Raw genomic sequence first — 19,938 nt, forward strand, 5'->3', positions numbered from 1 at the left:
CTAACCCTTTTTTTATGATTAAAATACATTTACGGCTGCTCATCGTTATGTGCAGTTTTTCGTTATTCGCACAAGATTATTTTCCAAGCAACTCTGGAGTAATTGCAAATAACACTAATTACACGGCATTGACCAATGCCAAAATACATGTTTCAGCTTCTGAAGTTATTGATAACGGTACCCTTCTTATAAAAGAAGGAAAGGTGATTAGTGTTGGTAAATCGGTATCTATTCCAAAAAATACCACAACAATTGATTTAGAAGGTAAAGAGATTTATCCTTCATTTATTGATATTTATACCTCATTCGGAGTAAAAAAACCGAAGAGAGCTACAGGTAATTTGCCTCAATATGAAGCGAGTAGAAGTGGCTTCTATTGGAACGATCACATAATGCCAGAACAAGATGTTATGGCAAGTTTCAAATATGACGATAAGGCTGCTTCCGAAATGCACAAACTTGGATTTGGAGTTGTAAACACACACATGCCTGATGGAATTGTAAGAGGTACTGGTGCGTTAATAGCACTTAATAATAATGCTGATAATTCCATGCGTGTCATTGATGGCGAAACTGCTCAACACTTATCATTTAGTAAAAGTGTTGCCTCACGTCAGTCCTACCCTTCATCATTAATGGGTAGTATGGCACTCCTTAGACAAATGTATAATGATGCTAAGTGGTATGCAGATGGGAATATAGATACAAGAGATCTTTCATTAGAGGCGTTAAATGGTAATAAAAATCTTCTTCAAATATTTGAAGCTAATGGTAGAGCAAATGTAATGCGTGCTGACAAAGTAGGAGATCAATTTAATATACAATATACCATTGTTGGTGGTGGTGACGAATATGAGCGGATCGATGAGATAAAAAGTACAAATGCCACACTTATTTTACCAATAGATTTTCAGTTAGCTTATGATGTAGACAACGCCTTTTTAGCAAAAACACTATCGCTGAGTGATATGCGTGCATGGAACCAAGAACCTCATAATCCGAGAATTCTATCTGAGAATGGTGTTACGTACGCACTAACTACGCATGGATTAAAATCTAAGAAATCCTTCATTAATAATTTAATGAAAGCTATTGAAAGTGGTTTATCAAAGCAAAAAGCACTTGAGGCGCTCACTACAGTTCCTGCACAACTATTAGGGAAATCTAACGAATTAGGAACTTTAAAAGCTGGTAGCTATGCTAATTTCTTAATTACAAGTGGTGATATTTTTGATAAAAAAACAAAGCTTTATGAAAATTGGGTTCAAGGAACACCTCACGTTATATCAGATATGACTATAACAGATATTGATGGCGATTACAACTTTAAACTTGCAGGTAAACTTTATCAGCTAAATATCTCTGGCAGTAGTTCTAAGCCAAGTGTTAAACTTGTTAGTGGTAAAAATGAACTTGGCACTAAAATGAATTATAAAAATGATTGGGTGACCATGACATTTAAAACAGCTGATACTTCTAAAACTGAATTTATTAGAATAGCAGCTTCTCCTTCTAGTGGTAAAAGCCTAAGCGGTAAAGCAACAATGCCAAATGGCAATGAGTACTCTTTCTATGCAAGTAGTGAAGTTAAAAGTGCAAATGCAGAAGGAGAAAAAGGTAAAAAAGGTGAAAATGCCAAAACTAAAGATGCTTACATGAGTCCTGTGACCTATCCTAATATGGCCTATGGATTTACTGAAAATCCAAAAGCCGAAACCATCCTATTTAAAAATGCAACCATTTGGACGAATGAAGGCGATGGTGTTTTAGAGAATTCAGATCTTTTAATTAAGGATGGGAAAATAGCTAAGGTCGGGAAAGACCTAAATGCCAGAAATGCTAAAGTTATCGATGCCTCTGGTAAGCATATTACAGCAGGAATTATAGATGAACATTCACACATAGGAGCAGTTTCAATTAATGAAGGAGGTCATAACTCCTCTGCCGAAGTTACAATTGAAGACGTACTTGATGATGAAGATATTGATATATACCGAAACCTAGCAGGTGGTGTAACTTCAATTCAGATTCTGCACGGAAGTGCCAATCCAATTGGTGGCCGTTCTGCAATAATTAAATTAAAATGGGGTGAATCAGTAGATAATTTAGTTTACGACAATTCTCCAAAGTTTATAAAATTTGCCTTGGGAGAAAACGTAAAACAATCGCGCAGTAGATTTAATGTGCGTTTCCCACAATCTAGGATGGGTGTTGAACAAGTTTATATGGACTACTTCAGTAGAGCCAAGGCTTATGACGATTTAAAGAAAAGTGGCAAAACATATCGAAAAGATACAGAAATGGAAGTTTTAGCTGAAATATTAAATAAGGAACGCTTTATATCTTGTCACTCCTATGTACAAAGTGAAATCAATATGCTAATGAAAGTTGCTGAGAAGTTCGATTTTAACATCAACACATTTACACATATTCTAGAAGGATACAAAGTTGCTGATAAAATGAAGGCACATGGTGTAGGTGGTTCAACTTTCAGTGACTGGTGGGCTTATAAATATGAAGTTAATGATGCTATACCTTACAATGCGGCCATAATGCATAAGGTTGGTGTTGTTACCGCAATAAATAGTGATGATGCTGAAATGTCTCGTAGATTAAATCAAGAAGCAGCAAAATCAATAAAATATGGCGGTGTAAGTGAAGAGGACGCACTTAAGTTTGTTACCCTAAATCCAGCTAAGCTTTTACATCTTGATGAACGCGTTGGAAGCATAAAAGTTGGTAAAGATGCTGATGTTGTCTTATGGTCTGATCACCCATTATCGGTGTATGCGAAGGCAGAAAAGACCATAATCGAAGGTGTCACCTATTTTGATATTGAAAAGGACAAGAAAATGCGAGAAGCCATAAAAAAGGAGAAAAGCACTTTGGTAAATATGATGCTACAAGACAAAAACAAAGGATTGAAAACACAACCTGTTAAAAAGAAGGAAAAAGTGTTATTACACTGTGACTCCATGGATTTTAACACAACTGAAAAATAATAAAACGATGAAAACATTTAAAAATATAAACCTCGTATTAATTCTGTTGTGTTTCTCATTTAGTTATGCACAACAGACACCGGCCAATGATCAAGCAATGGACTTTGCAATAGTTGGTGCTACTGCACATATTGGCAACGGAACTGTTATAGACAATAGTTTAATAATTGTGAGTAACGGTAAAATAACCAAAGTATTAGATAATAGTCAACCAAATGCAGTCACATTACAAGCTATGGATATTATTGATGCTAAAGGAAAGCACGTTTATCCAGGTTTTATAGTTGTTAATGGTACTTTGGGATTAGTTGAAGTAGATGCTGTAAAAGCTTCTAATGACTTGTCGGAATTAGGAACTTTTAACCCACACATAAGAAGTATAATTGCCTATAATGCTGAATCTAAAATTGTGGAATCCATGAGACCTAATGGTGTTTTATTAGGCCAGGTAGTTCCAAGAGGTGGTCGGATTACTGGCACCTCATCTGTTGTACAGTATGATGCATGGAATTGGGAAGATGCAGCTATAAAGATGGACAACGGTTTACATATTAACTGGCCAAATAGTTTTAGTAGAGGACGTTGGTGGTTAGGTGAAGATCCTGGGTTAAAACCTAATAAAAACTATGCAAAACAGGTTAAAGAATTAGGCAACTATTTTAAAGAAGCTAAAAGCTATAATAGTGGTGCAAAGAAAGAGGTGCACCTACCATTTGAAGGTATGACTGGAGTATTTGACGGTACAAAACGATTATATATAAATGCAAATGACGAAAAAGGAATTACAGATGCTGTTAATTTCGCAAAAGCTCATGGTGTTGATCAAATAACTATTGTAGGAGCTTATGAAGCTGGTAATATGACGGAGTTTTTAAAGCAAAACAATGTGTCTGTATTTTTAAGACGTGTACATACTAGACCAAATGCAGAAGATGATGACTATGACTTACCTTTTAAGCTCGCAAAAAAATTGGTTGATGCTGGAGTTTTGATTGCTTTAGAACCTAGCGGTCAAATGGAACGTATGAATTCTCGTAATCTGCCATTCTACGCAGGTACGACTGTAGCATATGGATTAACAAAGGAACAAGCCTTACAACTCATTACCGAAAATCCAGCAAAGATTTTAGGCATTGATGATATGTATGGTACCTTGGAAGAAGGAAAAAGTGCGACACTTTTTATAAGTGAAGGCGATGCCTTGGATATGCGTACCAATATAATTCATCATGCTTTTATTGACGGTAGAAAATTAAGCTTAGAATCCCATCAAACTGAGCTCTGGCAACGATACTCTAAAAAGTATGGTTTAGAAGACTAAGACAAAAAAGCGAACCAATTGGTTCGCTTTTTTATATAAATGTATTATTGCTTATTCTACAATTTTCGAAGTATCAGGTTTTGTAAACAAAGCTGAATCTGATGCTTCTTCACTAAGAATAACCTCATCAAATTCAACGGTATTCCAAGTGCTTACACCACCATGAGCATCAAACACCTTAGTGACAGATTCTGGATATATGCTCGTTGTAATATTTCCTTTTTTGATGTCTTCAATAAGAGATACCTCAATCTTTGATTCATTTTTGCAACTAAATAGGGTTAAATTGACAACAATTATTATTATTAAGTTTTTCATAATTTATTTTTTCGTTTGATGCTTTTGACGTCAACCAAACTCTAAAATTACATTACTTTTGTTATATCATGATAAAAGCTATTAGAAGCACTCAGAATCCTTTAATAAAACAATTAGTTCTGTTAAAGGCTAAATCGCGTGAACGAAAGAAAAAAGGGCAATTTCTTATTGAAGGCAAGAGGGAACTTTCCTTATCAATAAAAGGTGGTTACAAAATTGAAACACTATTATTTTATCCCGATTTGTTTTCTGAAAGCGAAGCACGAGCCATGTCCCAATATGAAATTGATATTATTGAAATATCCAAGGACGTTTTTCAAAAGTTAGCCCATAGAGATACAACTGAAGGCGTAATAGCAATTGTGAATACTAAACCACATACCTTAGAAGAATTAAAACTCACTTCTAAAAACCCTTTAATACTTGTTGCTGAGGCACCAGAAAAACCCGGTAATATTGGTGCATTATTGCGAACAGCAGATGCTGCAAATATCGATGCTGTGATTATTGCCAATCCTAAATCTGATCTGTACAATCCAAATATTATAAGATCTAGTATTGGTTGTGTATTCACAACAGAAATTGCTATGGCTAGTACCAAGGACACTATTGACTTTTTAAAAAAATACAACTTCAATATTTTTTCAGCAATATTAGAAGAATCAGAGCCCTATCACACTCAAAATTACACATTACCTACAGCAATAGTTGTAGGTACAGAAGCAACAGGTTTAACCCAAGAATGGAGAAATGCATCCAAGGCCAATATCAGTATACCAATGCAAGGCGTTATTGATTCTATGAATGTGTCTGTTGCTGCAGGAATCCTTATTTTTGAAGCCAAAAGACAACGCGATTTTAACTAATATGACTGCAGATATACTCTTCTATATTATCCTTAGTATCATTACTATCAATTTTATTAAAGATAAAATCCTCGATTCACTAAATGCAAAACATTATAATGATCCAATACCTCAAGAGTTAAGTGATGTGTATGATGAAGATGATTATGCAAAATCACAGGCATACAAAACCACCAACTACGGATTTAATCTTTGGACATCGCTTTTCTCATTTGTAATTACCTTAGCTTTTTTATTATTAGATGGGTTTGAATTTATTGATAATCTAGCCAGAAGTGTTTCGGATAATCCAGTAATAGTTGGTTTATTATTTTTTGGAATTATAATGATTGCCAGTGACATAATTACAACTCCATTTTCTTATTACAAGACATTCGTGATAGAAGAAAAATTTGGATTTAATAAAACCACAAAAAAGACATTTCTTCTAGATAAACTTAAAGGATTACTGATGTTGGCAATTCTTGGAGGTGGCATTTTAGCGGTAGTCATTTGGTTTTATCAACTTACTGGAAATCAGTTTTGGCTATATGCCTGGGGAATTGTTACATTTTTCACTGTGTTTATGAATATGTTTTATTCTAAGCTTATCGTGCCAATATTTAATAAACAAAAACCATTGGAAGAAGGGGAATTGCGACAAAAAATTTCAGATTATGCCAAGTCTGTAGGATTTAGTCTAAGTAAAATTTTTGTCATTGATGGTTCAAAACGCAGTACAAAAGCAAATGCCTATTTTTCTGGCTTTGGAAGTGAAAAAAGAGTTACACTTTACGACACCTTAATTAATGACTTGGAGGATGAAGAAATAGTTGCTGTTTTAGCACATGAAGTTGGACATTATAAACGGAAACACATCATTTTTAATTTAACAACTTCAATCTTGCTAACGGGCTTAACATTGTATATTCTCTCCATTTTTATTTCAAATCCATTTTTGTCCAACGCTATTGGTGTAGAAACACCAAGCTTTCATGTTGGTTTAATTGCCTTTGGCCTACTCTACTCTCCAATTTCAGAACTTACAGGGTTAATAATGAATTATGTATCTAGAGTTTTTGAGTACCAGGCAGATGATTATGCCAAAAACACATATATGGCTGAACCACTTATTACATCCTTAAAAAAACTTTCTAAAAACAGTCTTAGCAATCTTACACCACACAAGGCCTATGTTTTTATGCACTACTCACATCCAACATTATTGGATAGAATAAATAATTTAAGAAATAATGTTAGATAAAAATTTACGAGAATTATTGTTTTACTCTAAAATAATAACATTTAATATGCTAGATATAGATGATTTAAAATTTATGAAATCATAGTATCTTTAGTAATTCACTTCGTGTTTTTAAATAAGAATTTTTAGTTTCTTTTATTTCTAATTCAATACCGCTCTCTTTTATACTTTTAATAGATTGAAGCCCTAATGGATGCATTTCCTTAAATTTAAGATGTTTGTCTGACCAAAGCATCATTTCACAAATAATAGGGTATAAGTCTATACCTTTATTTGTTAAATAATAATATTTTACTTTCTTATTGTATTCTTTGTAAACATAAGATATGAGTTCGTTGTTTTTCATCAATTTCAATCGATCTGCTAAAATATTTGTTGAGATGCCCTCAGGCGAATTCAAGAACTGACCGTAGGTATTTTTACCCATAAATAAATCTCTGATTATAATCAAAGACCATTTGTCACCTATAATATCCAATAAACTTGTTAATGGACAGGTTGATCTGTAAGTCTTATTTTTTAGCACTTTAACTTATTTATTGATCCAATTTCGCAACAATCACAAAATAAAAGGACCAAAATTTGATACAACTGCTTTAAAAATACGAAATTTTAACGCTTTATTAGGTTTTGATCAAAAATTAAAAGTATTTATTTTTTGATATAAACTAAGAATTCATCTTAAAAAAGATCATTTGGACTTTTTTTACTTGTTTTTTGCAATTGATTTTTTATTTTTACTTTAAACTAATTCAATTAAATAATTATGAAAAAAAACTTTATGATTTTTTGCTTATTATTCAGTCTAATATCTTTTAGTCAAAATGAGCAAATTGTAACAATGCACGCTGTATTAATCGAAGGTGATTTAAAGGCATTTGAAGAAGTAGAAACCATGTACATGCAAAAGGTAGCACAAAAAGCCACTGAAAGAGGTGACATTTCTGCATGGAACTTTCTTAAAGCTCTACAGTTTGATTCCTTAAATGATGAATCTAACTTTAATTACCTTTTTGTTCAAGGCAATAGCTCGATTGAAAAAACACTTGATCCAAAAAATAGTTGGTGGAACCTTGCATCTGAAGTATTAAGTTTAGATGAACAAAAACGAGTTGAAGAATTAAGATCTAAGTTTACCTGGAAAAAAGACGTCAAGGTTATGTATACTATAGACACCGGTATCTGGTTAGTTGATAGCTTAGATGATTATCAAAATACATTTATACAATTCAATTTTGCAAAGCCTAAAAATTCAGAATTATTCATCAAGGAAAACAAAGAATTATGGCAACCATTTTTTGAAGAAATTGCCTCAGACATTAATCTTATTTCATGGGGCGTAGGAACAAAGATACATCCAACTGGTGAGGAATGGTCGAATGTAATGACGTGGGATATGTTTAAAAGTTTAACCGATCTTTTTAAATTTAGGTTAGGAGAAAATATAGTATGGCCTGTTGAAAAATCAAATATGTCAGAAATAAATCCAGAAGGATTTTCTACTGTTGCTGTTTGGCAATGGATTACTGGTGCTGCATCTAATTAATTCATTAACAATATAAAATAATCAAATGAAATCTATTTATTTAACATTAGCCCTTTTATTTACTTTAAGCACTTTTGCTCAAAAGAAAAATATTAATGGGAAAATTTATGATAAACATCCAGCCATAGATCTTGTGGACCAATTTACAAGTGCTTTCGTAAAAGGAGATTCTGCAGCAATTACTAATTTAGTTTCAGAAAATTTTGGTTGGTGGCAAATGAACGAAATGCGACCAAGAAAAAGAACACTCAATAATTTATTAAATCGTTCTAAATATCTAAGCAATAATGTAATTGGATTTAATTTAAAAAATAGAGGAGCAGCATATTCAGATGCTATGGAGTTTGGCAAGGATAAAAGAATTCATGTCTATTCGTATCAAATTATGCAAGGCTATGATAAAAACACCGGAGTTGAACTAAATATTCCACGGAATTCTATCTTTTTTTTAAATGAAGATCAAACAAAAATTGCAGGATTGAGTGTGTCAGATAGTCAATTAAAATGGCAAAAGGCTTATGATGCTTGGGGTACAAGCTCGAACGGTAAGATTTATAAAGACCATCCAATGATTGCAAAAGCAAGACTATTATATGCATATATCGCTTTGGGTGATATTGAATCGTGTAGAGCATTATACTCAGACAATGCTGTTATTAGAGATGTAATGAGTGTTACTGACTTAGAGGATACTCGTGGGCCTGATGTAGAAATGGAAATGTTAAGAGAATTTCTTGATAAATATGAAGTAGTTGATATCACAGAAATAGGTTATCCTGATCTTCTAGAGTATGATGGAGCAGAATATAAAACTGTAATATCATGGTGGGAAATGACCGTGAAAAACAGAACATCTGGAAATTTAAGCACAGGTTATCATCATTCTCAAATTGATATCAATAATGAAGGTTTAATTACTCGGGAGGATTATTATTGGAATCCTGCCCTTTTGCCAGATTAAAACATTAGAAATACAAATAATAAAAGGTCTGTTATATACAGACCTTTTATTATTTACATTATCACCTGATGTATAAACCAGTTATGATATTATCACAATTAAAATAGATTAAAGGATATATTTATTGATATACCAATTTAGGGTTACATGCCAAAACATTGGTGATTGATAATTAAATTTCTATTTTGGGTACTTTTAATTGAGATCTAAGAAGCGCAAACTTTAATGCCGAATTTTTGATTATTGCAAACTCTAAAGCTTTTATAAAAGCTGTAATCCAAGCAATGCAAATTGAGTTTAAAAAATTGACATTTATGAAACAACGCCAACTTATATCTCAAATATTGAATTTAAAAATTTTTAGAGACTTAAAACATTAATGAGAAAACTGATCCGTAAAAAATATTTTAGGAGTTTCTACAGTTAATTTATATTAATCATAATAAAACTCTAGAGAATTAAACTTTGAACAAATACAAAATTATAAATCATAAATAATGAATCGAATTCCTAATATTTTAATACTCATACTTTTGCTCTGGGTATATAATTGCAAAAGTGAAAACAAAAATGAAAATACAATGCAAGAAACGAGCAATAATTGGAAAATAGATTTCCTTGATGAATTTGAAACCTTTAATCCAGAGAATTGGCAAGACCAGCGCATTTGGGTTAATAATGAAAATCATTGTTACGTACCTGGTGGCGAATATGGAACTAGAGAAGTGAGTAATGGTACATTAAAAATCAAAGTAGTAAAGATTGATGAGAAAAGACCTTGTGATAATTTTGACAAGCATGGCAACAAACATCCTGACACCGAATATGTGGCTGGTCGTATTTGTTCTAAAAACCGTAAGGAATTTGTAAAAGGCAAATGGACAGCACGTCTTAAGCTCTCTAGCAACGGAGAACCAAGTATGTTCCCAGCATGGTGGTTATTAGGTGCACAAAACAATGAGCCACCTGTTCAAGAAGAAGATGAGAATATCTGTTGGCCGTTGACCGGTTCTGGTGAAATTGACATTTTTGAGCATCACGGAGATCATATGAAGGATGAATTTACAACTGGTGCTATTGTTAGTTTAGGTGAATGTGATAAGGGTGATTGGCAAAGCAAACGTCGTAATTTCCCGGCTACATTAAATGAGTTTCATGAATATTCTGTTGAATGGGAAGGCAGTGACCTTGTTTATCGTTTGGACGGTAAAGAAGTATATAGAAATGAAGGTGAGGGTGATAAATATCCAGAACCTATGTTTGCAATATTGAATTTTGCTAAAATCACTGACTCACCAATGGAAGGTGAATGGGTAATGGAAGTAGATTGGGTAAAGCATGAATTCAGAAAGTCATAGAAATTATGAGAATTTACATTGCTTCATTTTTTCTTTCCTTTTTTACTGGTAACTTCATTGCGCAGTCTAACAAAATTCTGTTTGATTATGACTAGGAAAAAGAAAAGTTAGCAGTTGTTGTTCAAAGCAGAAAATTTAGATTCGGTTATAAATTTTTAAAAAGTGTTAAAGTTTTTAATTCTGGCCATATCCAATCAAATGATTACAAAATTGATACTATCAGACGGATTTGACTCTATAATAAATTTTAATAATGAAAAAAATCAACCTTATATATCATTGACGGTAATTATATAGAGAATATCGAGGTTTTTTCGAGAGATAACTCCAAGGCTGGTTTAAGTCTAAAATTCAATTAAACGCTAATGGATGGAAACTAGGCATCATAAAGAATTATCAAGTAAAGGAGATCCTATCCATGAAATTTGGAGCATTAGAAAATAAAATAGAATGGCAAAAAATAATAACAACAGTAAACTTGCTCTAGTCATTGGAATCTTAGGAACAATAACAGGGATTATTCTAATTTTTTAAGACAACTTAATGATAGGTGTTTTTTGTACTATTTCGAGCTTAGGTGTTGCGATTAAAGGCTACCAAGATTATAAGTCTTAAAGTTCAAAATGAAATGATGATTTTTGTATAATTTCACTTCAAGAAAGCGTTGCACATTAAATAAGCTTTCACTACTTTAGTTCTATGACTGAGGTGGATATAGAAAAAGAAAATGCAGCCATTGCAAAAGCTTACAAAGAACTACTTAAAGTAAGCTATCAAACATTGAGTAGGGAGGATAAGAAGTTGATTCGACAGGCTTTCGATGTGGCTGTAGATGCCCATAAAGATCAGAGAAGAAAATCTGGGGAAGCCTATATATTTCATCCAATTGCAGTTGCTAAAATTGTTGCACAAGAAATAGGTTTAGACGCCACTTCGATTGCTTCTGCCCTTCTACATGACGTAGTAGAAGACAATCCTAAATACACAATTGATGATATTGAACAACTTTTTGGTGAGGCCGTTGCACGGATTGTAGATGGTCTTACAAAAATTTCATCCTTAAAAAAAGATATGGATGTTTCTCTCCAGGCAGAGAACTTCCGGAAAATGTTGTTGACCTTAAATGAAGATGTACGCGTTATTATCATAAAGATTGCTGATCGTTTGCACAACATGCAAACAATGGACTCAATGCGTTCGGATAAACAAGTAAAAATAGCATCAGAAACACTTTATATTTATGCGCCTCTTGCCCATAGAATAGGATTATACAATATTAAAACTGAACTTGAAGATCTTGGCTTAAAATATACAGAACCAGAGGTGTATCAAGATATCTCCGAGAAAATGCAGGAGAGTAAAGAGGAACAAGATGCATATATAAAATCCTTTTCTAAAGTTATAGAAAAATCTTTGAACAAAGAGGGTCTAAATTATCAAATAAAGGGTAGACCAAAATCCATTTTTAGCATAAGAAGAAAAATGGTTAAGCAAGGTGTTTCTTTTGATGAAGTGTATGATAAGTTTGCCGTTAGAATAATTTACAAATCGGATTTTGAGAATGAAAAGTTTTTAGCTTGGAAAATATATTCAATTGTAACCGATCACTTCACTCCTAACCCAACTCGATTAAGAGACTGGATTTCTTCCCAAAAATCAACAGGTTACGAAGCATTACATATTACTGTAGTTGGTCCTAAAAGCAGATTTGTCGAGGTTCAGATAAGAAGCGAGCGTATGGATGAAATAGCCGAAAAAGGCTATGCTGCACATTACAAGTACAAAAATCAAAATGTCAAAGAAGACAATTTAGATTTATGGATTAATAAGCTTCAAGAGGCCTTAGAGAATAATGAAGCCGATGCTGTTGATTTTGTTGAACAGTTTAAATTAAATCTTTATTCAAAGGAAATCTTCGTTTTTTCTCCAAAAGGAGATCTAAAATCATTACCTAAGGGAGCAACACCATTGGATTTTGCTTTTAGTATTCATACTGAGGTTGGAATGAAAACCAGAGGTACCAAGGTCAATGGCAAATTGGTCCCTCTAAGTCACGAACTACAAAGTGGTGACAGAGTAGAAATTTTAACTTCGGAAAATGCAAAACCAAATTCTAACTGGTTAGATTATGCTACAACAGCAAGAGCAAGGAGTAAAATTAAATCAGCATTAAAAGCAGATACCAAAATTATTGCTGAAGAAGGTAAAGAAATTCTTAGACGTAAATTAAAACAGTTAAAGATTACATTGAATGAAAGTTCAGTGAACGAACTAGTCAACTATTTTAAATTAAATACATCTCTAGATCTATTCTACCGTGTAGGTATTGGAACCATAGATAATAAAAAATTAAAGGCCTTTGCTTCGTCAAGGAGTAATGCATTTGTAAGCTACATAAAAAATAAAATTAGAAAACCAGAGGTTTCAAAAGATCTTGACAAGGAAGAAATCACATCTAAATATGACATGCTGGTTTTTGGTCAGGAGGAAGAAAAGCTCAATTATAAACTAGCAAACTGTTGCAACCCTATAGCCGGAGATAAAGTTTTTGGTTTCTTAACCATAAATGACGGAATAAAAGTGCATAAAAAGAACTGCCCAAATGCTGTTAGCTTACAGTCTAATTATGCTTACCGTATAATGCCTGCTAAATGGATTGATTCCTCACAACAGGTATATACCTCGCACATTAACCTCTCAGGAATTGATAATTTAGGCCTTGTTAACGACATTACAACTTTAATTTCTGATAACATGCATGTAAACATGAAAAGTATAAGTTTCACCAGTGATGATGGAGTTTTTACAGGTAAGATTACGGTACAGGTTAAGAACCAAACAATGCTAAAAAAGTTAATAGATCGGTTGAAAAAAATTAATGGTATTGATAAGGTATCAAGAGCATAAAATTATGTAAATTTGCACCTTAATTATGAATGCAAAGAAAGAAGAAAGCAATCAGGAAATCGTAAGACGGGTTTTTACTCAATTCTTAGAAGAAAAGGGTCATAGAAAAACACCTGAACGCTACGCTATACTTCAAGAAATTTATGATAGTGAAGAGCATTTTGATATAGAATCACTCTATATTAAAATGAAGAATAAAAACTATCGTGTTAGTAGGGCAACACTTTACAATACTATAGAATTATTACTAGAATGTAGTTTAGTGAGAAAGCATCAGTTTGGTCAAAGTCAAGCACATTATGAGAAGTCTTATTTTGACAAACAGCACGATCATGTCATTCTAACTGACTCTGGCGAAGTTATTGAGTTTTGTGATCCGCGCATTCAGACTATTAAAAAGACAATCGAAGAAGTTTTCGACATAAAAATTAACAATCATTCACTTTATTTTTACGGTACGCGTAATAAGGACGACTAACTAATTTATTAAAATGGCAGTAGATTTACTACTAGGACTACAATGGGGAGATGAAGGCAAAGGAAAAATTGTTGACGTATTTACCTCTAAATACGATATTATTGCAAGATTTCAAGGTGGACCAAATGCAGGTCACACCTTAGTATTTAATGGAAGAAAACACGTATTGCATACGATACCTTCAGGAATATTTCATAATAACACTACCAATCTTGTTGGAAATGGTGTAGTAATAGACCCTGTGATTTTCAAAAAAGAATTAGACAAACTAAACGAACAAAATGTAGACTACAGAAAATCATTATGTATTTCTAGAAAAGCTCACATTATTCTACCAACACATCGATTGTTAGATGCTGCGAGTGAGGCATCAAAAGGTAAAGCTAAAATTGGTTCTACATTAAAAGGGATTGGTCCAACATATATGGACAAAACCGGTAGAAACGGAATTAGAGTTGGCGATATTGAACTTTCAAACTGGAAAGATAAATACAGAGCATTAGCAGATAAGCATGAAGCAATGATTGCTTTTTACAATGTTGACATTCAGTATGACTTGGAAGAGTTAGAAACTGATTTCTTCGATGCGATTGAAACTCTTAAAAGTTTAAAATTTATTGACTCAGAAGAATTTATACATCAGTCTCAAAATTCTGGGAAGTCAATTCTTGCTGAAGGTGCTCAAGGTTCACTTTTAGATATTGATTTTGGTACTTATCCTTTTGTAACTTCTTCCAATACTACTGCTGCAGGAGCTTGTACAGGATTGGGCGTAGCTCCAAATAAAATAGGTGAAGTATTCGGTATTTTTAAGGCGTACACCACACGCGTAGGATCTGGGCCGTTTCCGACTGAGCTTTTTGATGAAAATGGAGAAACAATGGCACGTGTTGGCCATGAGTTTGGAGCAACTACAGGCAGACCTAGACGATGCGGATGGTTAGATTTAGTTGCACTTCGCTATGCTTGTCAAGTTAACGGAGTAACGCAGCTTATAATGATGAAAGGTGATGTTCTTTCAGGGTTTAAAAACCTTCGAGTATGTACATTATACAACTACAAAGGCGAAACTATTTCACATTTACCATATAATATTGAAGCTGAAAATGTTACTCCTATTTATACCGAAATGGATGGATGGAAAGAAGATCTAACAGAAATGACAGAGGCTGCACAATTACCTGCAGAATTTAATGCTTATGTAGAGTTTTTGGAAAATGAACTGAATATTCCAATAACAATTGTATCTGTTGGGCCTGACCGTAATCAGACAATAGTAAGAAAGACAGTTTAGTTTTTCGCTAACATTTAGTGTTAAAAATTCTGTTAACCTATAATAAAGCTGTTACATAAATATTATTTTGTAAAAAATTTATGGTTTTGAATAGTTTTAAGAAATTTCTTTTACTAATTTTTCTAAACACCTTGTTTCTAGGTTTTTCTCAAGAAAAACAGAAAATTACAATTAAGTATGCAGGTACTGCCTATACAGACTCCGAAATAGAGGAAGGAGCAAAAGTATTCTTAAGAGACAAATCACAACAAGTTCATTTCGTACATAAGGGCGTTAACATGTGGTGCGACAAAGCCATTTATTATGAGGACCAAGATTTTATAGAGGCATTCAGTAATGTTGTAATGAAACAAGGCGATTCCATAAACATGGTTGCAAAATATGTTGAGTATAGTGGTAAATCACAGTTAGCATTTGCAAGAGGTGACGTTGTACTGACAGAACCGCAATCAGTACTAACAACAGAAAAACTATATTTCGATAGAACAAGACAGATTGCTTACTACAACACTAAAGGAAAAGTAGTAAGAGACTCTTCTGGCACAATTACAAGTCAGATTGGAAGATATTATACAAATTCGAGCAAATATCAATTTGTAAAGGATGTCGTTCTTGTAAACCCAGATTACACACTTAACACAGAACGATTAGATTTCTTCTCTGAAAATGGACATGCATATTTATTTGGCCCATCAACCATAGTTGGCGAAGACAGTAATATCTATACAGAACGCGGATTCTATAACACTAAGACTGATAGAGGACATTTTCAACGTAAAGCACGTATAGATTATGAAAACAGAACAGTAGAAGGCGACAGTATTTATTTTGACAGAAATAGAAATTTTGCATCCGCAACCAATAACATAACTGTAACAGATACTATTAACAAAAGTGTTGTAAAAGGTCATTATGCCGAACTATGGAGAGATAGAGACTCAATTTTTATAACCAGAAGAGCCTTAGGAATAACCGTTCAAGAACAAGATTCTGTATACATCCATGCTGATACCTTAATGGTAACTGGTAAGGAAAATAATAGAATAACCAGAGCATTTTATAATGTTAGACTTTACAAGAGTGATCTTGCGGGTAAATCAGACTCAATACATGTCAATCATCAAACTGGATTAACCCAGATGATTAATTTGGACCGTTTCAGTTCTAATGATGCATTTGCCACCAAAAGAAAACCAATTTTATGGAATATGGGCAATCAGATGACAGGTGATACTATCCATTTAATTTCAAATGTTGAAACAGAAAAATTAGATTCACTTAAAGTATTTAATAATGCCTTTTTAGTCAGTAAGGACACCATTAGTGAATCAGGTTTTAACCAAGTAAAAGGCAAATTATTGATAGGTTTATTTGAGAACAATGAGCTTTATAATGTTGATATTATTAAAAATGCTGAAATGATTTACTACATGCGTAATGAGGAAAATGAACTCGTTGGCATACAAAAGTCTAAATCTGGCAGTATAAATATGAAAATAAAAGAACAGGCCATAGAAGAGGTTAGATTTATAAATCAAATTGATGGAGAACTTTATCCTGAATCAAAGTTTCCAAAAAGCGGTAGTCGATTACGTGCATTTGATTGGCGTGGTAAGGAACGTCCTATGTCTGTTGATGACTTGTTTAAAGATGACCCACCATTGGTTTTACCTGTAATTAAAGGATTAAAAGATTATGTACCTCCAGAAGAGTTTATTGATGATTCAATAACCGAAAGAATCGAAAATGCTGGTAAAGACACTCCTAATAAACCAAATAAGGCAGCTCGTAATCTACCCAAAAAAGACAAACAAATACCGTCACCAAATCAGTTAAAAGTACCTCCAGGATTAAAGAAAAAATCTAGTCAATAATGCAGAATGCAAGTAAGCGACTTCTTTAAATATCAAGCACAAACAACACCGCATCCATTGGCAATGGAAATAAAGTATGCTAAGGGATCTTATATTTATGATTCGGATGATAATCCTCATCTAGATTTTGTTGCTGGTGTTTCTGCTTGTACTTTAGGACATAGTCATCCTGCGGTTGTTAATGCTGTAAAAGAACAGCTCGACAAGTATTTACATGTAATGGTATATGGTGAATATATACAACAACCAGCTGTAGATCTTTGCAAAAAAATGGCTGAATTACTACCAGAACCCTTAGACACAACTTACTTAGTCAATTCTGGTACAGAGGCAATTGAAGGAAGTATAAAGTTAGCTAGACGTTATACAGGAAGATCTGAAATAATTGCGGCTAAAAATTCTTATCATGGCAATACTTTGGGGTCTTTAAGTCTTATGGACTATCAAGAACGTAAAAGACCTTTTCTACCCTTACTACCTGGCATTAGGCACATCACCTTTAATTGTGAATGGTGTCTTGAACAAATTACAGATAAAACAGCTGGAGTAATACTTGAGACCATACAAGGTGGTGCAGGTTTTATAGAACCAATAGAAGGGTATTTAAGCAGTGTTCAAAAGCGGTGTAATGAAGTGGGTGCCGTATTGATTTTGGATGAGATACAACCCGGTATTGGTCGCACAGGTAAAATGTTTGGATTTGAAAATTATAATTGCAAACCAGATATAGTGGTTACAGGCAAAGGCCTAGGTGGCGGACTTCCAATTGGTGCTTTTACAGCATCTTACGAAATGATGAAGCACCTAACTGATAATCCTAAATTAGGGCATATTACAACATTTGGAGGTAATCCTGTTATTGCAAGTGCAGCCTTATCAACATTAATGGAGCTTACAAATAGCAATCATATTGCAGAAACACTTGAAAAAGAAAAGTTGATTCGAGAACATCTTTCTCATCCTCTAATCAAAGAGATTAGAGGTCGTGGGTTGATGCTTGCTGCCATTACAGAAAATGCTGAAATTACAAATGAAGTTATTCTGAAATGCAAAGAAAAAGGATTAATCCTATTCTGGTTACTTTTTGAATCGAAAGCAATAAGAATTACACCTCCATTAACTATTTCTAACGAAGAAATTGTTAAAGGTTGTCAAATTATCTGCTCAGTTTTAAATACTATCCAAAATTAATTTTTGTTATAAATAATTGACAATCAAGAGCAAAAATATGTTTATCAAAGCATTATTTTAATGTTAATTAATTTGTTAAAAACAATAAATTAATTCTTTAGTATTAGTACATGATAACAGTAAATTTAATTCAGTGAATTTTAAAACCGCTTATGGAATATAGTCAGAACGACGAAAATTTCTCACTTACTAGATTTGAATCAATGTTAAAAACAAATGACATTTTGTTTTTTGACTCCAATGAATTCGAAAATATCATTCACCACTATCTTGAGAGTGGTAAAATTGCACTAGCAAAGCGTGCAATTAAGCTTGGCCTAGAACAGCATCCATCTTCGATAAATCTTAGATTATATCAGGTTGAAATATTAGTAATCGAAAATAAATTTGATGAAGCAAATGATATTTTGGATATGCTAAACGACTTAGAGCCAAACAATGAGGAGGTATATATCCAGAAGGCTAATGTTTTATCTAAACAAGATGAGCACGAAAAAGCAATTGAAATTCTATTATTAGCAATAGACAAATCAAAAACACCAGATGATGATAGTGATTTGTACGCTCTTATAGGGATGGAATATCTCTTTTTGGACCAATTTGAAAACGCAATAATATATTTTAAAAAGTGTATTGAAGTTGATACGACAGACTATTCTGCTTTACATAATATCATTTATTGTTATGATTTCTTAAATCAGAATACTGAGGCTATAACCTATTTAAATAATTTCTTGGATAATCACCCATATTGTGAAGTGGCTTGGCACCAATTAGGACGACAATATTTTGCAATAAAAGAGTATGCGAAGGCTAACGCCTCATTTGATTTTGCAATAATTTCTGATGATACATTTGTAGGTGCATATATTGAAAAGGGTAAGGTCTTAGAAAAACTGAAACACTATGAAGATGCCATAGAAAACTATAAAATCACCTTAGCACTAGATGAACCAACCTCATTTGCATTGTTAAGAATTGGGCATTGCTACGAAAAGCTGGGTGAAGATGATATGGCTATTCAGTTTCTTAAAAAAACCGTTGACGAAGACCCTCTTTTAGATAAGGGCTGGTTAGCTATTACAAAATTTTACATGAAGCGGCTTGATTATCAGAAAGCGCTTTACTACATAAATAAAGCTGTTAACATTGATGGCGATAATGTACTCTATTGGAAACTTTATGCAACTGTAAACAAACGCTTAAACTTTCTTGAAGAAGCAGAACGAGGCTACAAACGAAGCTTAGAGCTCGGAAATTACGAACTCGACACGTGGCTTGACAGGTCTGATATACTAATTTCTCTCGGTGAATATGGAGCTTCTGCTTATAATTTATTGCAGGCATCAGAATTCTACCCTGAAAATGCAGAGGTTGAATATAGACTTGCTGGATTATATTTTACAATGCACCAAAATGAAGAAGGAAGATTTCATTTAAAAAATGCGGTACAGCTCAATTTCGAATATAATTTTATTATTACGGAGCTGTTTCCTAAGTTAAATGAACGCGCAATTGTCAGAGCTATTATTTCAGATTCTAAAAAGACTCCCAACTAAAAAATTCCATACCTTAGCGA

General features: G+C 33.2%; 15 protein-coding genes. 13 read left to right on the forward strand and 2 right to left on the reverse strand.

The features are described from left to right. Positions 1-14: 14 nt before the first annotated feature. Entirely contained in the window at positions 15-3,002 is a 2,988-nt protein-coding gene (locus DUZ96_RS05455) for an amidohydrolase family protein (protein ID WP_258774328.1), read from the forward strand. A gap of 7 nt (positions 3,003-3,009) precedes the next feature. Beyond that, a complete protein-coding gene (locus tag DUZ96_RS05460) occupies positions 3,010-4,323 on the forward strand; it encodes an amidohydrolase family protein (protein WP_114300937.1) in 1,314 nt (437 codons plus the stop codon). 51 nt (positions 4,324-4,374) lie between these two features. On the opposite strand, the gene DUZ96_RS05465 is transcribed toward DUZ96_RS05460, so the two are convergent. After that, complete coding sequence (locus DUZ96_RS05465) at positions 4,375-4,641, reverse strand: hypothetical protein (RefSeq protein WP_114300938.1); 267 nt, start codon at positions 4,639-4,641, stop codon at positions 4,375-4,377. Positions 4,642-4,709: 68 nt separating this feature from the next. On the opposite strand from DUZ96_RS05465, the gene DUZ96_RS05470 reads away from it, so the two are divergent. Beyond that, complete coding sequence (locus tag DUZ96_RS05470; protein ID WP_114300939.1) at positions 4,710-5,507, forward strand: RNA methyltransferase; 798 nt, start codon at positions 4,710-4,712, stop codon at positions 5,505-5,507. 1 nt (position 5,508) lies between these two features. Further along, positions 5,509-6,750, forward strand: coding sequence for a M48 family metallopeptidase (locus DUZ96_RS05475; protein WP_114300940.1), 1,242 nt, complete (start codon positions 5,509-5,511; stop codon positions 6,748-6,750). Between the two features lie 79 nt (positions 6,751-6,829). Here the strand turns inward: DUZ96_RS05475 and DUZ96_RS05480 are convergent, their stop codons facing one another. Next, a complete protein-coding gene (locus DUZ96_RS05480; RefSeq protein WP_220222695.1) occupies positions 6,830-7,276 on the reverse strand; it encodes a helix-turn-helix domain-containing protein in 447 nt (148 codons plus the stop codon). A 315-nt stretch (positions 7,277-7,591) separates the two neighbouring features. Here DUZ96_RS05480 and DUZ96_RS05485 point away from each other — a divergent pair, with 315 nt between their 5' ends. The 9 genes from DUZ96_RS05485 (at position 7,592) to DUZ96_RS05525 (ending at position 19,918) form a co-directional block, all read left to right on the forward strand. Next, positions 7,592-8,296, forward strand: coding sequence for a hypothetical protein (locus DUZ96_RS05485; RefSeq protein WP_147267055.1), 705 nt, complete (start codon positions 7,592-7,594; stop codon positions 8,294-8,296). 25 nt (positions 8,297-8,321) lie between these two features. After that, entirely contained in the window at positions 8,322-9,257 is a 936-nt protein-coding gene (locus tag DUZ96_RS05490) for a hypothetical protein (RefSeq protein WP_114300943.1), read from the forward strand. 497 nt (positions 9,258-9,754) lie between these two features. Beyond that, entirely contained in the window at positions 9,755-10,615 is an 861-nt protein-coding gene (locus DUZ96_RS05495; RefSeq protein WP_181855232.1) for a family 16 glycosylhydrolase, read from the forward strand. Positions 10,616-11,314: 699 nt separating this feature from the next. Then, complete coding sequence (locus DUZ96_RS05500; RefSeq protein WP_114300944.1) at positions 11,315-13,522, forward strand: bifunctional (p)ppGpp synthetase/guanosine-3',5'-bis(diphosphate) 3'-pyrophosphohydrolase; 2,208 nt, start codon at positions 11,315-11,317, stop codon at positions 13,520-13,522. Positions 13,523-13,547: 25 nt separating this feature from the next. Beyond that, entirely contained in the window at positions 13,548-14,000 is a 453-nt protein-coding gene (locus DUZ96_RS05505; RefSeq protein ID WP_114300945.1) for a Fur family transcriptional regulator, read from the forward strand. A 13-nt stretch (positions 14,001-14,013) separates the two neighbouring features. Then, positions 14,014-15,294 (forward strand): adenylosuccinate synthase, encoded by a 1,281-nt coding sequence (locus DUZ96_RS05510; protein WP_114300946.1) that lies wholly within the window; start codon positions 14,014-14,016, stop codon positions 15,292-15,294. A gap of 80 nt (positions 15,295-15,374) precedes the next feature. Further along, complete coding sequence (locus tag DUZ96_RS05515) at positions 15,375-17,168, forward strand: OstA-like protein (RefSeq protein WP_181855233.1); 1,794 nt, start codon at positions 15,375-15,377, stop codon at positions 17,166-17,168. Between the two features lie 6 nt (positions 17,169-17,174). After that, positions 17,175-18,359: an aspartate aminotransferase family protein gene (locus DUZ96_RS05520; protein ID WP_114300948.1), complete on the forward strand. Its 1,185-nt coding sequence runs from the start codon at positions 17,175-17,177 to the stop codon at positions 18,357-18,359. Positions 18,360-18,511: 152 nt separating this feature from the next. After that, positions 18,512-19,918, forward strand: a complete 1,407-nt coding sequence (locus DUZ96_RS05525) for a lipopolysaccharide assembly protein LapB (protein WP_114300949.1) — start codon at positions 18,512-18,514, stop codon at positions 19,916-19,918. Positions 19,919-19,938 lie beyond the last annotated feature (20 nt).

Origin of the sequence: Winogradskyella sp. KYW1333 (assembly GCF_003335675.1) — a bacterium.
GTDB lineage: Bacteria > Bacteroidota > Bacteroidia > Flavobacteriales > Flavobacteriaceae > Winogradskyella.

What these genes read in the sequence shown, in the direction of transcription:
- DUZ96_RS05505 (WP_114300945.1), top strand. Translation starts at nt 13,548, where the DNA reads ATGAATGCAAAGAAAGAAGAAAGCAATCAGGAAATCGTAAGACGGGTT.
- DUZ96_RS05490 (WP_114300943.1), top strand. Translation starts at nt 8,322, where the DNA reads ATGAAATCTATTTATTTAACATTAGCCCTTTTATTTACTTTAAGCACT.
- DUZ96_RS05465 (WP_114300938.1), bottom strand. Translation starts at nt 4,641, where the DNA reads ATGAAAAACTTAATAATAATAATTGTTGTCAATTTAACCCTATTTAGT.
- DUZ96_RS05495 (WP_181855232.1), top strand. Translation starts at nt 9,755, where the DNA reads ATGAATCGAATTCCTAATATTTTAATACTCATACTTTTGCTCTGGGTA.
- DUZ96_RS05470 (WP_114300939.1), top strand. Translation starts at nt 4,710, where the DNA reads ATGATAAAAGCTATTAGAAGCACTCAGAATCCTTTAATAAAACAATTA.
- DUZ96_RS05520 (WP_114300948.1), top strand. Translation starts at nt 17,175, where the DNA reads ATGCAAGTAAGCGACTTCTTTAAATATCAAGCACAAACAACACCGCAT.
- DUZ96_RS05460 (WP_114300937.1), top strand. Translation starts at nt 3,010, where the DNA reads ATGAAAACATTTAAAAATATAAACCTCGTATTAATTCTGTTGTGTTTC.
- DUZ96_RS05515 (WP_181855233.1), top strand. Translation starts at nt 15,375, where the DNA reads ATGGTTTTGAATAGTTTTAAGAAATTTCTTTTACTAATTTTTCTAAAC.
- DUZ96_RS05475 (WP_114300940.1), top strand. Translation starts at nt 5,509, where the DNA reads ATGACTGCAGATATACTCTTCTATATTATCCTTAGTATCATTACTATC.
- DUZ96_RS05510 (WP_114300946.1), top strand. Translation starts at nt 14,014, where the DNA reads ATGGCAGTAGATTTACTACTAGGACTACAATGGGGAGATGAAGGCAAA.
- DUZ96_RS05500 (WP_114300944.1), top strand. Translation starts at nt 11,315, where the DNA reads ATGACTGAGGTGGATATAGAAAAAGAAAATGCAGCCATTGCAAAAGCT.
- DUZ96_RS05525 (WP_114300949.1), top strand. Translation starts at nt 18,512, where the DNA reads ATGGAATATAGTCAGAACGACGAAAATTTCTCACTTACTAGATTTGAA.
- DUZ96_RS05485 (WP_147267055.1), top strand. Translation starts at nt 7,592, where the DNA reads ATGCACGCTGTATTAATCGAAGGTGATTTAAAGGCATTTGAAGAAGTA.
- DUZ96_RS05455 (WP_258774328.1), top strand. Translation starts at nt 15, where the DNA reads ATGATTAAAATACATTTACGGCTGCTCATCGTTATGTGCAGTTTTTCG.